This is a genomic window from Streptomyces sp. 3N207 (genome assembly GCF_052246355.1).
GTDB lineage: Bacteria > Actinomycetota > Actinomycetes > Streptomycetales > Streptomycetaceae > Streptomyces.
In genome coordinates this window covers 87,365-103,625 of record NZ_JBQQBV010000028.1, presented here as the reverse complement: position 1 = coordinate 103,625, position 16,261 = coordinate 87,365, and the positions used below count along the sequence as shown (strand labels likewise).

General features: G+C 71.6%; 10 protein-coding genes and 1 pseudogene. 4 read left to right on the top strand and 7 right to left on the bottom strand.

The window, feature by feature from the left end; genetic code table 11:
• The first annotated feature begins 538 nt into the window (after positions 1–538).
• Both ACTWP9_RS31560 and ptsP read left to right on the top strand, forming a co-directional pair.
• Positions 539–988 (top strand): PTS sugar transporter subunit IIA, encoded by a 450-nt coding sequence (locus ACTWP9_RS31560; protein WP_443249737.1) that lies wholly within the window; start codon positions 539–541, stop codon positions 986–988.
• 145 nt (positions 989–1,133) lie between these two features.
• Entirely contained in the window at positions 1,134–2,804 is a 1,671-nt protein-coding gene (ptsP, locus tag ACTWP9_RS31555; RefSeq protein ID WP_443249736.1) for a phosphoenolpyruvate--protein phosphotransferase, read from the top strand.
• 67 nt (positions 2,805–2,871) lie between these two features.
• Here ptsP and ACTWP9_RS31550 read toward each other — a convergent pair whose 3' ends face one another.
• Positions 2,872–4,908: an acetoacetate--CoA ligase gene (locus ACTWP9_RS31550; RefSeq protein WP_443249735.1), complete on the bottom strand. Its 2,037-nt coding sequence runs from the start codon at positions 4,906–4,908 to the stop codon at positions 2,872–2,874.
• Positions 4,909–5,108: 200 nt separating this feature from the next.
• On the opposite strand from ACTWP9_RS31550, the gene ACTWP9_RS31545 reads away from it, so the two are divergent.
• Positions 5,109–7,490, top strand: a complete 2,382-nt coding sequence (locus tag ACTWP9_RS31545; protein ID WP_443249734.1) for a glycoside hydrolase family 31 protein — start codon at positions 5,109–5,111, stop codon at positions 7,488–7,490.
• Positions 7,491–7,666: 176 nt separating this feature from the next.
• On the opposite strand, the gene ACTWP9_RS31540 is transcribed toward ACTWP9_RS31545, so the two are convergent.
• Both ACTWP9_RS31540 and ACTWP9_RS31535 read right to left on the bottom strand, forming a co-directional pair.
• Positions 7,667–8,482 carry an SAM-dependent methyltransferase gene (locus ACTWP9_RS31540; RefSeq protein ID WP_443249733.1) on the bottom strand — a complete coding sequence of 272 codons (816 nt, stop codon included), beginning with the start codon at positions 8,480–8,482 and terminating at the stop codon, positions 7,667–7,669.
• A 115-nt stretch (positions 8,483–8,597) separates the two neighbouring features.
• Positions 8,598–9,422: a M15 family metallopeptidase gene (locus ACTWP9_RS31535; protein ID WP_443249732.1), complete on the bottom strand. Its 825-nt coding sequence runs from the start codon at positions 9,420–9,422 to the stop codon at positions 8,598–8,600.
• 457 nt (positions 9,423–9,879) lie between these two features.
• Here ACTWP9_RS31535 and glpK point away from each other — a divergent pair.
• Positions 9,880–11,385, top strand: a pseudogene (glpK, locus tag ACTWP9_RS31530) (glycerol kinase GlpK); the annotation flags it as partial.
• 132 nt (positions 11,386–11,517) lie between these two features.
• Here glpK and ACTWP9_RS31525 read toward each other — a convergent pair.
• From ACTWP9_RS31525 to ACTWP9_RS31510, 4 genes are all read right to left on the bottom strand, one after another.
• On the bottom strand, positions 11,518–12,129 hold the full coding sequence (locus ACTWP9_RS31525) for a GTP-binding protein (protein ID WP_443249745.1): 612 nt from the start codon (positions 12,127–12,129) through the stop codon (positions 11,518–11,520).
• Entirely contained in the window at positions 12,110–12,544 is a 435-nt protein-coding gene (locus tag ACTWP9_RS31520; protein ID WP_443249731.1) for a DUF742 domain-containing protein, read from the bottom strand. Before ACTWP9_RS31520 ends, ACTWP9_RS31525 begins: the two co-directional genes overlap by 20 nt.
• 64 nt (positions 12,545–12,608) lie before the next feature.
• Positions 12,609–13,034 carry a roadblock/LC7 domain-containing protein gene (locus tag ACTWP9_RS31515; protein WP_443249730.1) on the bottom strand — a complete coding sequence of 142 codons (426 nt, stop codon included), beginning with the start codon at positions 13,032–13,034 and terminating at the stop codon, positions 12,609–12,611.
• Positions 13,031–15,823 (bottom strand): nitrate- and nitrite sensing domain-containing protein, encoded by a 2,793-nt coding sequence (locus ACTWP9_RS31510; RefSeq protein ID WP_443249729.1) that lies wholly within the window; start codon positions 15,821–15,823, stop codon positions 13,031–13,033. The genes ACTWP9_RS31515 and ACTWP9_RS31510 overlap by 4 nt, the downstream gene beginning before the upstream one ends.
• Positions 15,824–16,261: the final 438 nt, after the last annotated feature.

Sequence of the window (16,261 nt, the reverse complement as noted above, 5' to 3'; positions counted from 1 at the left end):
GTAATCTTTTTCAAAGGAACCTCAACCCGCCGACACAATTACTGTCCGACAGGCCGGGGTATCAACATATCTGGCGTTGACTTTTGGCACGCTGTTGAGTTCTCAAGGAACGGACGCTTCCTTCGAAGCCGTCTCACCGGCTTCTCCGGACGTTTGCCCTTCGCTTCTTTTCAAGAGTACCACCGCAATTCCGGTGACCTGAAACCGGTTTGCGCCGAAGCGCATGCAGTCAACAGACCGAAAGCGGTGAGTGTTTTGGAAGTGCTGCCCTCGCCATCCGCGCCGGGCAGACATACGACAGTACAGCGGTCCGCGCGACAGAGGCAAATCGGTTCTGCACAGCAGGGCCACCACAGCGCCACGAGGGCGCCACCGGTACGTCATCGACAGTGCGCTGACAGGGGACAACGGGGGGTAACGGCGCGCCCGCGCCTCTTGCGGAAGAGGCTGTTCCTATGACTTACGCTTCTGCACGGTGCGCCGTCCTGGACAGGTAGCGACGGCGGCTGATCGAGACTCCGCCCTTGGGAGGTCCCCCATGACCACCGTGTCGTCCCCGCTGACCGGACGCGCTATCGGCTTGGCAGCTGTGCCGGATCCGGTGTTCTCCGGGGCGATGGTGGGCCCCGGTACCGCCGTCGACCCCGTGCGGGAGCGCACGGAGGCGGTGGCGCCCGTCGACGGAATCGTCGTCTCGCTGCACCCGCACGCGTTCGTGGTGGTGGACTCCGAGGGGCGCGGGGTGCTGACACACCTGGGGATCGACACCGTGCAGCTGAACGGAGAGGGTTTCGAGCTGCTGGCCGCCAAGGGGGACACCGTGACGCGGGGGCAGCCCGTGGTGCGCTGGGATCCGGCGGCCGTGGAGGAGACGGGGAAGTCGCCCATCTCCCCGGTCATCGCGCTCGAGGCCACCGCTGAAGCGCTCGGTGATGTGCTGGAGGACGGTGACGTCGAGCGCGGACAGGCGCTCTTCGGCTGGAGCTGACGTCGGCAGACGTCGAACGGCGTACGGGCCCGGCCCTGCTCCCTGTCATCCTCCACGCGTCACGGGAGTCCCCTTCTGCGCGTGCGCAGGCCGGGCGGAAACGACTGCGGTGGCCTGGGGCCGCCGCCGAGCGGAGACGGGTGAGATGGACACAACGCTTCGAGGCGTGGGCGTGAGTCACGGGGTGGCGATCGGCGAGGCGCGGCACATGGGCACGGCCGTGCTCGAGCCCCCGGCCAAGCAGATCGCCGCCGATGAGGCGCCGCGTGAGCAGCAGCGGGCGCGGCAGGCCGTGGAGGCCGTCGCCGCAGACCTGATCGCCCGGGGAAATCTCGCCGGCGGTGAGGCGCAGGCCGTGCTGGAGGCACAGGCCATGATGGCGCAGGACCCGGAGCTGATGGCCGATGTCGAGCGGCGGATCGCCGTGGGCAGTACGGCCGAGCGCGCGGTCTACGACGCGTTCGCCGCCTACCGTGCGCTGTTGGCGCAGGCGGGCGACTATCTGGCGGGCCGGGTGGCGGACCTGGACGACGTACGGAACCGCATCGTGGCGCGGCTGCTGGGCGTGCCGATGCCGGGGGTGCCGGACAGTGACCGGCCGTACGTACTGATCGCGCGGGACCTGGCCCCGGCCGACACCGCACTGCTCGACCCGGCTCTGGTGCTGGGGTTCGTGACCGAGGAAGGCGGGCCGACCAGCCACAGTGCCATCCTCGCGCGGGCGCTGGGGGTGCCTGCCGTGGTGGCGCTGCCGGGCGCCGGTGAGCTGGTCGAGGGCACCGTCGTCGCGGTGGACGGCAGCACCGGTGAGGTCATGGTGAATCCGACCGATGCGGAGCGGGAGGAGTTGGCGCGGACCGCGGAGGAGCGGAAGGCCGCGGTGGAGGCCGCCAACGGTCCGGGCGCCACCTCGGACGGGCACAAGGTGCCGCTGCTGGCGAACGTGGGCGGTCCCGCCGATGTACCGGCGGCCGTGGAGGCGGGCGCCGAGGGCGTGGGGCTGTTCCGTACGGAGTTCCTGTTCCTGGACGACAGTGAGCGGGCGCCGTCGGAGGAGCAGCAGGTCACGGCGTACCGGCAGGTACTGGAGGCATTCCCGGAGGGGCGCGTCGTGGTGCGGGTGCTGGATGCGGGCGCCGACAAGCCGCTGAGCTTCCTGACGCCCGCCGACGAGCCGAACCCTGCCCTGGGGGTGCGCGGGCTGCGTACGCTGCTCGACCACCCGGAGGTGCTGCAGGAGCAGCTGCGGGCGCTGGCGAAGGCGGCCGACGGGCTGCCGGTGTACCTCGAGGTCATGGCGCCGATGGTGGCGGACAGGACCGATGCGCGGGCCTTCGCGGACGCCTGCCGGGAGGCGGGGCTGAGCGCGAAGTTCGGTGCGATGGTCGAGATTCCCTCGGCTGCGTTGCGGGCCCGTTCGGTCTTGCAGGAGGTGGAGTTCCTGTCGCTGGGCACCAACGACCTGGCGCAGTACACCTTCGCCGCCGACCGGCAGGTGGGTGCCGTCTCGCGGCTCCAGGACCCGTGGCAGCCGGCGCTGCTGGATCTGGTGGCCGTCTCGGCTGAGGCCGCGAAGGCGGAGGGCAAGAGCTGCGGCGTCTGCGGTGAGGCGGCTTCCGATCCGCTGCTGGCATGTGTGCTGACGGGGCTCGGGGTGACGAGTCTGTCGATGGGGGCTTCGGCGATCCCGTTCGTACGGGCGCAGCTCGCCAAGCACACCCTGGCGCAGTGTGAGCGGGCGGCGGCGGCTGCGCGGGCGGCGGACAGTGGTCCGGACGCGCGGGCCGCGGCGCAGGCGGTGCTGTCCGGGGAGTGATCCGGTCGTACGACTGACGCGGTGAGGGCCGCTCCGCTGGTGCGGGGCGGCCCTCGGCGCTTGCGGGTCAGCTTCGGTCGCGCGCCAGCTTCTCGTAGAAGCGGAGCAGTTCGGCGTTGTCCACGGAGCCGGGGTTGACGGCCTTCTCCATGGCGGTGCCCTGGAGGAGCCGTTTGACGGGGACCTCCAGGCGCTTGCCGGTGAGGGTGTGCGGGACGGCGGGGATCTCGATGATCTCGTCGGGCACGTGGCGGGGCGAGAGGCTCTGCCGGATGGTCTGCTTGACGCGGTCCCGCAGGGCGTCGTCCAGGACGGCGCCCTCGGCGAGGTGGACGAAGAGCGGCATCCAGTAGCCGCCGGCGGGCTGTTCGACGCCGATGACGAGGGACTCGCGGATCTCGGGGAGGCGTTCGACGGCCTCGTAGATGTCGGCGGAGCCCATCCGGACGCCCTGACGGTTGAGGGTGGAGTCGGAACGGCCGTGGATGATCACGGTGTTGCGGCTGGTGAGGGTGATCCAATCGCCGTGCCGCCAGACGCCGGGGTACATGTCGAAGTAGCTGTCGTGGTAGCGGGAGCCGTCCGGGTCGTTCCAGAACCGGACGGGCATGGAGGGCATGGGCTGGGTGACGACCAGTTCGCCGACCTCGTCCACCAGTGGCTTGCCCTGCGGGTCCCAGGCGGCGAGGTCGGTGGCGAGGGAGGGGGCCTGGAGCTCGCCCGTGTAGACGGGGAGGGTGGGTGCGGCGCCGGCGAAGCAGCTGCACACATCGGTGCCGCCGCTGACGGAGGCGATCCACATGTCGGGCGAGACCTCGTCGTGGATCCAGCGGAAGCCGTCGGGCGGCAGCGGGGAGCCGGTGGTGGCCACGCACTTGACCCGGGAGAGGTCGAAGTCGCGCCCCGGGTGGACGTCGGCCTTGCGGCAGGCCATGACGTAGGCGGCGGAGGTGCCGTAGATGGTCGTTCCGGTGCGTTCGGCGACGCGCCACTGTGCTGCCGTGTCGGGGTAGCCGGGGCTGCCGTCGTAGGTGACGACGGTGGCGCCGGTGAGCAGGCCGGAGACCAGCAGGTTCCACATCATCCAGCCGGTGGAGGTGAACCAGAAGAAGCGGTCGCCGGGCCCCATGTCGTTGTGCAGCGTGAGCTGCTTGAGGTGTTCGATCAGGATGCCGCCCTGGGACTGGACGATGGCCTTGGGCAGTCCTGTGGTGCCGGAGGAGTAGAGGACCCACAGCGGGTGGTCGAAGGGCACCTGCTCGTAGCGGGGTTCGGCGTCGAGGGAGGTGAGGTCCGCCCACTCCAGTGCGCCCGCGGGTGCCGGGGTGCCGAGCAGGGGTACGTGGACGACGGCGCGGAGGGTGGGCAGTTCCTCGCGGAGTGCGGCGACGGTCTCGCTGCGGTCGTGTTCCTTGCCCCCGTAGCGGTAGCCGTCGACGGCGAACAGGACGACGGGCTCGACCTGTTGGAAGCGGTCCAGGACGCTGCGGGCTCCGAAGTCGGGTGCGCAGGAGGTCCATACGCCGCCGACCGCTGCGGTGGCCAGGAGGGCGACGGCCGCCTGCGGGATGTTGGGCAGATAGCCGCTGACCCGGTCGCCGGCGCGTACCCCGAGGCGGCGCAGCTCTTGGGCGAGGGAGGCGACCTGGGCGCGCAGTTCGGTCCAGCTGACCGGCGTGGGCTCGTGGGACTCGTCGACGTGCAGCAGCGCCGGCTCGGCGGCGCGCGCGGGGTCCTCGGCCGGACGCAGCGCGTGCTCGGCGTAGTTGAGGGTGGCGCCGAGGAACCAGCGGGCGCCGGGCATGCGCGCGTCGGCGAGGACGGTCTCGTACGGGGTGCTGAAGCGGACGCCGGACCATTCGGCGAACGCGCCCCAGAAGGTGGCCAGGTGCTCGGTGGACCAGCGGTGCAGCGCGGCGTACGAGGCGACGGGGTCGGCCGGGTCGGGGGCCGGGGCGCCATGGTGGCGGGCTGCCCAGTCCTGGAACCGGGTGAGGCGGGCCGAGGGGAAGTCGCCGGGATCGGGCCGCCAGAGCGCCTCGGGCTGCGAGGGCTGCGAGACCTGTGAGGTCCGGGGGGTCCTGTCGCTGTGCGCTGCGGTCATGGCGGCTCCCTGCGTCCTGTGCGCGTCGTCGCGTCCCTTCGCGCGGGACGATGCCATGTGATCATCCGTTGTGCCAGGGCAGGAGTCACACAGCGCGGCTGCGGGGAGTGTGCGGAGCCCCCAGAAGCGATGGTGACCAGCGGGTGAACGGCCACTTAACAGCCCTGACGTGTGCGGTTGCCGATGGCAGGCTGAGCAGCATGGAAGGGCGGGGCCTGGTGCGGTCGGTGACGGTTGTCGGTACGGGGGGCAGAGGGCGAGGGGTGGGGGCGCTACGCGCAGCGTGGCGCAGACGGCGGGCGGACGCGGCCGGGCTGCCCCGGCAGCGCGCGGAGCGGGCCCGTACGCCGGGCGAGGCGGCGGGTGCGGAGCCGGGGCCGGGCGGCGGCAGGGTGAGCTTCGCGCGGTCGGTGCTGGATGTGCGGGTGACCGTGGGCGGCGCGGTGTTCCTCGGGTGGGACGGCGCGGCGCCGGAGCCGTCGTACGCGCTGGTGGGCGCGTGCCCGGAGCCCGATCCGCGGGCGCGGCTGGAGCCGGACAAGGACGGCGGCTGGCGGGTGGTCTCCGAGCGGATGCTGGTGATCGTCTCCCGGCACGGTGCCGTGGAGATGCGCACCCCGGGCGGCGCGCTGCTGCGCCGGGACCAGCCGCCCCGCTGGTGGGAGAGCACGGAGAAGGGTGCCGACGAGGCGGAGGCCGGCACCGGGCCGCGGTGGATGCAGCGGTCCGAACTCCCCTGTGATGCACGGTTCTTCGGGCTGGGCGGCAGGGCCGCGGGGCCCCGGCTGCGGACGGGCAAGTACCGGCTGTGGAACACCGACGCGGGGCCCTGCGGTCCGGGCACCGATCCGCTGTCGGTCACCATGCCGGTGCTGGTGAGCGTGGCGGACGCGGGCACGCTGCTCGTCTTCCACGACAACCCCTGGGACGGTTCGGTGACCGTACGGGAGGGCGCGGAGGGTCAGGGCTCGGGGCACGATCGCCCCGGGCGGTGCGAGGTGCGGATGGACGGCGGGCCGATGCGGTACTGGGTGGTGGCGGGCGCTCCCTCCCGTGTGCTGCACGGCTGGGCGGCGCTCACCGGGGCCCCGGCGGTGCCGCCACGTTGGGCGCTGGGCCACCAGCACACGCTGCGCGGTGCGGGCGGCGAGCGGGCGGTGCGGGAGTTGGTGGACGGCCACCGGGAGCGCGGGCTGTCGCTGGGCGCGCTGCATCTGGAGACCGCGCACGGCCGCAGCCCGCGCGGGGCCGCGGGGGACACGCCACGCTTCCCGGGGCTTCCGCGACCGGTGGCGGGGCTGCGGGAGTCAGGGGTGCGGCTGGTGTCGGTGGTGGAGCCGGGGGTGCGGGCCGAGGCCGGCGATCCGCTGTTCGACAGCGGCGGAGCCGCCGACCTGTTCATACGGGACGCGCGGGAGCGGACGGTGCTGGGCCGTGCGCTCTGCGGGGAAGTGGTCTTCCCCGACTTCACCGACCGGCGGGTGCGCAAGTGGTGGGGTGCGCTGTACGCGGAGCCGTTGGAGCAGGGCTTCGCCGGGGTGTGGCACACCGGGGACGAGCCGGTGTCGCTGTGCGCGTTCGGCGACCGGACGCTGCCGCTCTCGGCATGGCACGCGCTGGAGGGCCGAGGCGGCGATCACCGTGAGGGCCACAACGTCTACGCCCTGACGATGGCGAAGGCCGGGTTCGCGGGGCTGCGGGAGCTGCGCCCCGGGGAGCGGCCGTTCGTGCTCTCCCGTGCGGGGTGGGCGGGGATCCAGCGATACGGCGGTGCCGGGGCCGCCGAGTTGGAGACCGGCTGGGCGGGGCTGCGGGCCGCGCTGTCGCTGGTGCTGGGCCTGGGATTGTGCGGGGTGCCGTACGCGGGTCCGGATGTCGGCGGTGACACCGGGCGGCCCTCCCCCGAGCTGTATCTGCGCTGGTTCCAGCTGGCCGCGTATCTGCCGCTCTTCCGTACGCGTACCGCCGCGGGGGCCGCGGGGGCGCCATGGGGGTTCGGCGAGGAGGTGCTGGAGCATGTGCGGGCCGCCCTGGCGGAGCGGGAGCGGCTGGAGCCGTACCTGCTGACGCTGGCTCAGCTGGCGCACCGTACCGGCGCCCCCTATGTGCGGCCGGTGTGGTGGCAGCATCCGCGGGACCGGGCGCTGCGGGACTGTGAGGACGCGTTCCTGCTGGGCGATGCGCTGCTGGTGGCGCCGGTGCTGGAGCCGGGGGTGCGGTCGCGTACGGTGCGGCTGCCCGCGGGCCGGTGGTACGACACCGGCACCGGACGCGGCTACCAGGGCCCGGCCACAGTGCGGGTGACGGCGCCGCTGGGGCGGCTTCCGGTGCTGGCGCGGGCGGGGGCTGCGATGCCGGTGCGGGGCTCGGACGGGCGCACGGAGCTGGAGGTGTGGCCGCCGGCGCCGGGACGTACCGGGGACGGGCTGCTGATCCCGGATCCGGGTGACGGATGGGAGCGGCCGACTGCGGAGCGGTTCACCGTCCACCGTGCGGCGGACGGTTCCGTGCGGGTGGAGCAGGACGGCGGCGGCGAGACGGGGTATGCGGTGCGGGTGCGTCGGCCTGTCGGCCAGGACTGAGCCCGACGGATCTTGCATACCCGGCAAGGGGCCGCGCTTGCCCACTCTGCGCCCTGAGCTTCGCCGGGGGGACGCGCCCCGTCAGGGGCGCGGGGAACTGCGCGACCAGCCACAACGCACCCGCAGCCCGCGAGCATCCGACAGGGGCACCCTCTGACCGGAAAGGCGCCCCGCGCTCAGTGCTTGCGGCCGACTCCGCCGTGGACGGCGACCTGGGGCGGTTCGCCGAACGGCAGCGCTTCGGGGCGCCAGTGCGGACAGGAGACGATGCCGGGCTCCAGCAGTTCGAGCCCCTCGAAGAAGCCCGCCATCTGCTCGGGGGTGCGGGGGGTGTAGGGCACGGCGCCGCTGCGGTCGTTGAAGCGGCTGATGGCCTTGACGTAGGCGGGGTCGGTCGTGCTGCCGTCGTTGTAGCCCAGGTAGCTGCCGGACGGCAGCGCGGCCAGCAGTTCGGCAGTCACCTCGCGCGCCTCGTCGTAGTCGCTGACCAGGCCGAGGATGCCCATCAGCATCAGTCCGACGGGCTGCCCGAAGTCGAGGCTGTCGGCTGCCGCGGCGAGGATGCTTGCCGGATCGCGTACGTCGGCGTGCAGATAACTGGTCGAGCCCTCGCGGGTGCTGGTGAGCAGTGCCTGGGCGTGAGCGAGGACGAGGGGGTCGTTGTCGACGTAGACGATGCGGCACTCCGGGGCCACCCGCTGGGCGATCTCGTGGGTGTTGTCGACGGTGGGCAGGCCGGTGCCGATGTCGAGGAACTGCCGGATCCCCACCTCTCCCGCGAGGTGGCGTACGACCCGGCCGGTGAAGGCGCGGGAGTGGCGGGTGATGTCGACCATCCCGGGGAAGATCGCGCAGACCTGGTCGCCTGCAGCGCGGTCGACGGCGTAGTGGTCCTTGCCGCCCAGGAGATAGTTCCAGATGCGCGCGGAGTGCGGGACCGTGGTGTCGATCTCCGTCGCGGGCTGCTGCGCCCGCTCCGTGCGGTCCGTCATGGCTGGCTCCCCTGCTCGGCTGCGTGGATGTCCGACTGCTGCCACAACGTAGCGCCCATGGCGGGGCCACTGGAGCCACATGTGCGATTCCGGGTGGCCCCAGTGGCGTGTGGCCTCAGTGGTGCGGGGTCAGCGAGTGGCGGGAGACGGGGAAGTCGAAGTAGGTGTCGGGGAAGGTCTCCGGCTTATGGGTGAAGTGCCACCATTCCTCCGGGAGGTTGGTGAAGCCCTCGCGCTCCAGGGTGGTCTTCAGCAACTGCCGGTTGGCGCGCTGTTCCCCGATGATGCGGGGGTCATCGGTGTGAGAGAGGGTGTCGAAGCAGTCGAAGCCGGTGCCCATGTCGACGGAGTTGTCGGGGAACCGTTCCTCCTTGGGCGCGTAGCAGGGCACCAGCGGCTCGCCGGGGTGGTAGGGGCGGGTGGGCTTGGCGGGCAGCTCGACGACGGTGATGTCGACGGTGCTGCCGCGGCTGTGTCCCGACTTCTCCGCGATGTAGCCGTCCTCGAAGAGCCGGTTCTTCTCGACGCGGGGGTAGAACTCGGGCTTCATCTTCTCGTCGTCCAGGTCCTTGGCCCAGCGCACGAAGTGGTCGACGGCGCGCTGCGGGCGGTAGCAGTCGTAGACCTTGAGCGTGTAGCCGCGGCTGAGGAGGGAGCGCTGGGCCCGGGCGAGGGCCTTGGCCGTGTCCTCGGTGACGATGCACATCGGCCGGCGGTAGCCGTCGACGGGTTCGCCGACGAAGTTGTGCTCGGTGAAGTAGCGGATGTCCTGCCGGATGCTCGGGGCCACGTCGTGCAGGGCGACGAACTCCTCCGGCGCCTTGGGCTCGTGGCCCTGCCCGGACGCGGCGTGCGCCGCGGGAGCCGGGGCGACGGCGAGGGCCAGGAGGACGCCGGCCGCGGCGAGCGGGGCGTGCGATGCGGTGCGGATGCGTCTCATGCCCCTCTCCTCTACCAGGGGGCGAGCCCTCTCCACCAGGGATCGGCCAGGGATCCGGCAGGGTACGGAGCAGGGGAGGTGAGAAACGGCGGCTCGGGGCCACCCCCGTCGGTCCCGTGCCGCCGTTCTCGTTCTGTGGGGACGCCCGACCCCGCGGGCCGGTTCGCGTGAGCGGGGGTACGTACGGGGGCGTGAGGATCTGGTGACACCTCGGTGACAGTCGCGACGGGAGCGTCGCAGACGGGGCGCGACGCCCCGGTTGTGCGCCCGGCCTTGACTGCCTCTCAGCTGGGCTGAACACTGCCGTCACGCTCGTCGCGGACACCGCCGTGATGCCGGGTGGAGCCGCCGATCGGCGGGGCCTGACGGCTCTGCTCGGCGGGGCTTCGGCGTGCTGCTCCGCAAGGCCGCATTCTGATCATGACGTCCGAACGCACCTATCGAGGGGTCGTCAAACATGACGGACAAGTACGTCGCTGCCATCGACCAGGGCACCACCTCCAGCCGCTGCATCGTCTTCGACCAGCAGGGCGGGATCGTCGCCGTCGACCAGCAGGAGCACCGCCAGATCTTCCCGAAACCCGGCTGGGTGGAGCACGACGCAAGCGAGATCTGGACCAAGGTCCAGGCAGTGGTCGGCGGCGCGTTGGAGCGCGCGGGGCTGCGCGCCGACCAGCTCAGCGCCATCGGCATCACCAACCAACGCGAGACGACGGTGCTGTGGGACCGTGCGACGGGCGAGCCGGTGCACAACGCCATCGTCTGGCAGGACACCCGCACCTCGGCGCTCTGCACCGAGCTGGGCGGCGAGGTGGGCCAGGACCGCTTCCGCGACCGTACGGGCCTGCCGTTGGCCAGCTACTTCGCCGGGCCGAAGGTCGCCTGGCTGCTGGACAACGTACCGGGGCTGCGGCAGCGCGCCGCCGACGGGGAGATCGCGTTCGGCACCATCGACTCCTGGCTGATCTGGAATCTGACCGGCGGCACCGACGGCGGCCGGCACGTCACCGACGTCACCAACGCCTCCCGCACCATGCTGATGAACCTGGAGTCCATGGAGTGGGACCAGTCGGTGCTGGACGCGATGAACGTGCCCGCTGCGGTGCTGCCGGAGATCCGGTCCTCCTCGGAGGTGTACGGCACGGCTGTCGGGCAGCTCGCGGGCGTGCCGGTGGCCTCGGCTCTCGGTGACCAGCAGGCGGCTGTTTTCGGACAGACCTGCTACGGCGTCGGCGAGGCCAAGAACACCTACGGCACCGGGTCCTTCCTGCTGCTGAACACCGGCAGCAGGCCCGTGCCCAGCAAGCACGGGCTGATCACCACGATGGGCTACCGGCTGGGCGACGAGGCGCCGGTCTACTGCCTGGAGGGCTCCATCGCGATCACCGGCGCGCTGGTGCAGTGGTTCCGCGACCAGCTGGGCTTCATCAACGACGCCTCCGAGATCGAAGGGCTGGCCGCCAGCGTCGAGGACAACGGCGGTGCCTACATCGTGCCGGCGTTCTCCGGACTGTTCGCCCCGTACTGGCGTTCGGACGCGCGCGGTGTCATCGCCGGACTGACCCGGTATGTGACCAAGGCACATCTGGCGCGGGCCGTGCTGGAGGCGACGAGCTGGCAGACCCGCGAGGTCGTCGACGCGATGTACCAGGACAGCGGGGTGGAGATCACCACGCTGAAGGTGGACGGCGGAATGACGGCCAACAGTCTACTGATGCAGCACCAGGCCGATGTGCTCGGTGTTCCGGTGATCCGGCCCGTGGTCGCCGAGACGACCTGCCTGGGCGCCGCGTACGCCGCCGGTCTCGCGACCGGCGTCTGGTCCGATCTGGACGAGTTGCGGGCCCATTGGAAGCGCGATGCGGAGTGGACTCCGTCGATGAGCGCGGAGGAGCGCGACCGCGAGTACGCGAACTGGCACAAGGCCGTCGATCGCAGCTTTGGCTGGGAGAAGTCGGACGAAGGCCTGCCCGGCGGATTCTTCCCCTCCTTCGGTTGTTCCGGGGAGGGGGTACCCCTGCCCGGCTGCCGCAGACTGCGGGTGCGTTGTGGCTTGTCGCGCAGTTTCCCCGCGCCCCTTCGGGGCGCGGGGCCGTCAGGTGTCGGTGGGCGCCCCTGCCAGGCTCGCGTGGTGCATGGCGTGCTCGACCACCGAGATGAGCACGTCCCGCGCGGACTCGCGCTGTCGTGCGTCGCACAGCAGCAGCGGGACGCCCCCGTCGAGGTCGAGGGCATCGCGGAGGGTCTCGGCGGGGTACCGCTCGGCGTCGTCGAAGCAGTTGACCGCCACCGTGAAGGGGATGCTGCGGCGCTCGAAGTAGTCGATCGCGGCGAAGCAGTTGTCCAGCCGCCGGGTGTCGGCGAGCACGACGGCGCCGAGCGCTCCGGTCGCCAGTTCGTCCCACAGGAACCAGAACCGGTCCTGGCCCGGTGTGCCGAACAGATAGAGCACGAGTCTGTCGTTGATGGTGATGCGGCCGAAGTCCATGGCGACCGTCGTCGTGGACTTCGACTCCACCCCTCTGGTGCTGTCGACGGGGCGGCTGGCCTCGGTCAGCAGCTCCTCGGTGCGCAGCGGTCTGATCTCGCTGACCGCTCCGACCAGCGTGGTCTTGCCGACACCGAAGCCCCCGGCCACCAGTATCTTCAGCGTCACCGGTTCGGCCGGTGACGTTCTGCCGCCCGGCTTAGAGCGCCCGAAGACCATTGATCACCTCTCTGAGGATGCTCTCGTCCGGCAGCTCCGCCGGAGGGACGGGGCGGGTGACGCGCACCAGGTCGGCCTCCACCAGGTCGCCGATCAGGACGCGTACCACCCCTACGGGTAGGTCGAGTTCGGCCGCCACCTCCGCCACCGAGAGGGGGGAGCGGCGGCAGAGCGCGAGGATGTCGAAGTGCTCGGGCACGAACGCGTGGTCCGTGAGGAGCTTGTCCTCCTCCTCCGGAAGGAGCTCGCCCTCCGCGGCGGATCCGGCGTCCGGCTCCGCCGCGTCCGGGCTGTCGGCGATGACGAGGGCGATGAGGTCGAGCTGCGTGTCCTTCGCGCCGCTGCGGGTGCGGCCCCGAGTCATCGCGTACGGGCGCACCACGGGTCCTGCATCGTCGAACCAGCGGTTCGTCATGGCCGGCCCCGTCCTCTCGCTCCCTTGTCCGTCGTCCCGTCGTCCCGTCGCCCCCGGCGTGCGGTCAGTCGGCCGGCGTGCTGCGCGTGGGGGTGCCCAGATGCACCCCGACGCGCTTGACCAGGAGCGTCATCTCGTAGGCGACCTGGCCGACATCGGCTTCGGCGTCGGTCAGGACGGCCAGGCAGCTTCCGTCGCCGGCTGCCGTCACGAAGAGGAAAGCCTCCTCCAGCTCGACCACGGTCTGCCGTACGCCGCCGACCGAGAAGTGCCGGCCGACGCCCTTGGCGAGGCTGTGGAACCCGGAGGCGACGGCCGCCAGGTGCTCGCTGTCCTCCCGGGTGAGGCCCTCCGAGGCGCCTCTGGCGAGGCCGTCCCCGGAGAGCACGAGCGCCTTGCGGATGCTGCCGACGCGCTGGACCAGCTCGTCGAGGAGCCAGTTGAGCTCACCGCTTCCGGCGTTGTGCGATGCGGCGTTCGGTGCGGTCATCGACCGTCCCCTCCCGGTGTTGTTCCTGGTGCTGACTCCCCCGCGTCGTGCGGCGGTTCGCTCTCGCGTCTGCCGCGTTCCCAGCCGCGCTGGAGAGAGGCCATTCTGCTGCGCACTTCGTCGGCGTCGCGATCGTCGACGTCCGGCGTGCTGGATCCCTGGGTGCCCGACTGCGCTTGCGGCATACGGGTGTTGCCGGTGGAGGTCTCCGCCTTGAGCTGCGGCGCGAGGCTGGCCTGGCGCACCCGGCGCGGCAGGCCGCCGACCCGGCCCTGCGCCGGCTCGGACCGCGCTGACGGCTGCTCCGCGTCTCCGGCGGTGCCCTCGAGCCGGGCGCCGGACCCCGGCTGCGGCCCGGACTCGCTCTGGGGCCCCGACTCGGCCTGAGGCTCGGGGTCCGCCCGGCGGTTCGTACGGGGCTTGCGACGGGGCAGCGGCGCGCGGCCGCTGTCACTGGTGCGTTCCCCGGTGGACCGGCGGTCCGGGTCGACGGTGCGCCCGTTGTCGGAGACCAGCACCGGAGCGCCGGGACGGCGGCGGGGCAGCGGTGCCGGGCCGCCGGTGCCGGATTCGCTGCCGGTGCCCGGCTCGGGTTGGGCGTCCGTGCGGGCGGCGGGAGGGGCTTCGTCCCGCGTCTGCTGGTGCTCACCCGTCGGTGCGACCGAGGCGGAGGTCGTATCGTGCTCGCGCCTGCGGGGCCCGCCATGGCTCTCCCGCGAGGTGCCGGTCTCTCGGGAGGCGCGGGGCTCCTCCTCCAACGGGGCCTCCAGCTCGACGGGCCCGTCCAGCGGACGGGCGGACTTCCCTCCGGCCTCGATGGCGGTACGGCCCGGCCCGCGCTGGGTCTCGTCCCGGCCGGGGGCCTCGTCCCGGCCGGGGGTCTCGTCCCGGCCGGGGGTCTCGGTGAGGACGGTGCCGGGGATCAGGACGACGGCTGTGGTGCCGCCGTAGGGCGAGGGCTGGAGCGAGACGCGTACGCCCTGACGCTGGGCGAGCCGGGAGACGACGAACAAGCCGAGCCGGTCGGTGTCGGACAACTCGAACTCCGGCGTCTCGGCCAGCCGCAGATTGGCGTCCAGCATCGCGTCGGCCGTCATGCCCAGACCGCGGTCGTGGATCTCCAGGGTGAAGCCGTTGGCGACCCGCTCCCCCAGCACCTGCACGGCGGTGTGCGGCGGGGAGAACACCGTTGCGTTCTCCAGCAGTTCGGCGATCAGATGGGTCAGGTCGGCGACCGCGGCGCCGTCCACGGCGAGCCGGGGCAGCCTGCGGACCTCGATCCGCTCGTAGTCCTCGACCTCGGCGACGGCGGCCCGTACGACATCCATCAGCTGGACGGGCTTGCGCCACTGCCGGGAGGGCGCAGCGCCGGAGAGGATGACCAGGCCCTCGGCGTGCCGACGCATCCGGGTGGTGAGGTGGTCCAGCTTGAAGAGGTCGGCGAGTTCGTCCGCGTCCTCGGTGCGGCGCTCCATCGCGTCGAGGAGCGTGAGCTGGCGGTGCAGCAGCACCTGGTTGCGGCGGGCGAGGTTGACGAAGACCTCGGAGACGCCGCGCCGCATGTCGGCCTGTTTGACGGCGGCTTCCACTGCGGCCCGCTGGAGGGTGTTGAGGGCCTGGCCGACCTGCCCCATCTCGTCCGCGGGGTACTCCAGCCGGGGCGACTCGGTCTCGACGTCCACCTTGTCGCCCGCGGCGAGGCGGCGCATCACATTGGGCAGCCGTTCGCCCGCCGACTCGTTGGCCTCCTTGCGCAGGGTGTTGAGATCGCGCACGAGACTGCGGGCGACGCGGATGGAGATGACGAGGGAGGCCAGCACGGCGAGGAAGCCGAGCACTCCGGCGGCTGCGGCCTGGACGAGCACCCGGGTGGCGACGGGGTCGACGCGCTTCTGGAAGCGCTTCTGCGCCTGCTCTCCCATCTTCTGGAGGTCGTCCAGGACCGTGGTGTTGCCGAGGTGCCAGCGCTCCTCGCCGATCGGCCCTTCGGTGGTGCGGGGTCCGGCGGCGATGACGGCGTCCTCGTAGCTGCGCAGGGTGCGGCCGTCGCTGCCGTTCCAGTAGTTCTCGAAGATCTGTTGGTCCTCGGCGGGGAGCGAGGGGAGGTTGCTCTCGTAGGCGATGTTGCGCTCGGCGACACGGTCGGAGAGCGCGCGCTGGTCACCCCGGGTGAACTGGCCCGCGGCGTAGGCAGCGGCCATCAGCGCGTCCTCGCGGGAGAGGTACTCGCGGGCGCGGGAGAGGCCGACGAGGGCGCGGCCCTGCTTCTCCAGATCGACGTCGTCGACGGCACTGAGCGAGTCGACCAGCGCGTAGGCGGGGTCGATGAGTTCGTTGTACGCCTGGAAGGCGCCGCCCCGGGTGACGGTGTTCTGCTCGACGCGGGCCCGCAGCCCCTTCATCCCGTCCAGCGCGTCCAGGAAGTCATCCAGCCGGGCCTTGGAGTCCGGGCCCAGGTCGGAACGGATGCCGCTGTCGGACGCGTTGCGGCGTACGACGGCCACCTTGCGGTCCGTGGTGGCCTGGAGCTGGTGCAGGAGCGTCTGCTCCTGGCTGTTACCGGGATCGGCGACATGCACCATGATCTGGAGGCGTTCGCGCTGGATGGCCCGGACGGCATCCTCCGTCGGGTTGCCGATCTTGCGGGTTATCTCGTCCAGCCGCAGCAGACTGTTCGCCTCTACAGCAGTGATGTAGGTCGCGAAGCCCCAGATGGACAGCAGAGAGACCAGCGGCACCAGCAGCAGTACCACGATCTTCCGGCGGATGGACTTCCCGCGAAAGCGCATGGCCTCCCCTACGTCTTCCCCAGCGCACGGGGGCGTGTACCGACAGCAAACGGCGCGAGCTTACTACTGAGGCGCTGGCAACCCGTAGGTCTGGATGAGCGTCCGATCAGGCAGTCCAGGGTGCCTCATCCCGAGTTGTCCGTCGATGCCCTGCTGGACGTTGGAAGTCTGTGGCACAGCACACGTTTACGGAACCGTGCGAGGATCGGGGGGTAGTGAAGGGGGAGTGAAAAAGATGTATGCGAAGCCCCGGCTGCCGGACCCGGTGCGGGCGGCGGCAGTGCGGGCGGTGGTCATCGCCGCACTGACGCTGGTGCAGCTCATGGTCGCGTTCTTCTGCTCGCTGGCCGCTGTCTGGCTGGCGTTCCCGATGGTGCTGTCCACCATCGGCAGCACCGTTGTGGCGACTTGGGCCGTGCTCGACGTATGGATCACCCG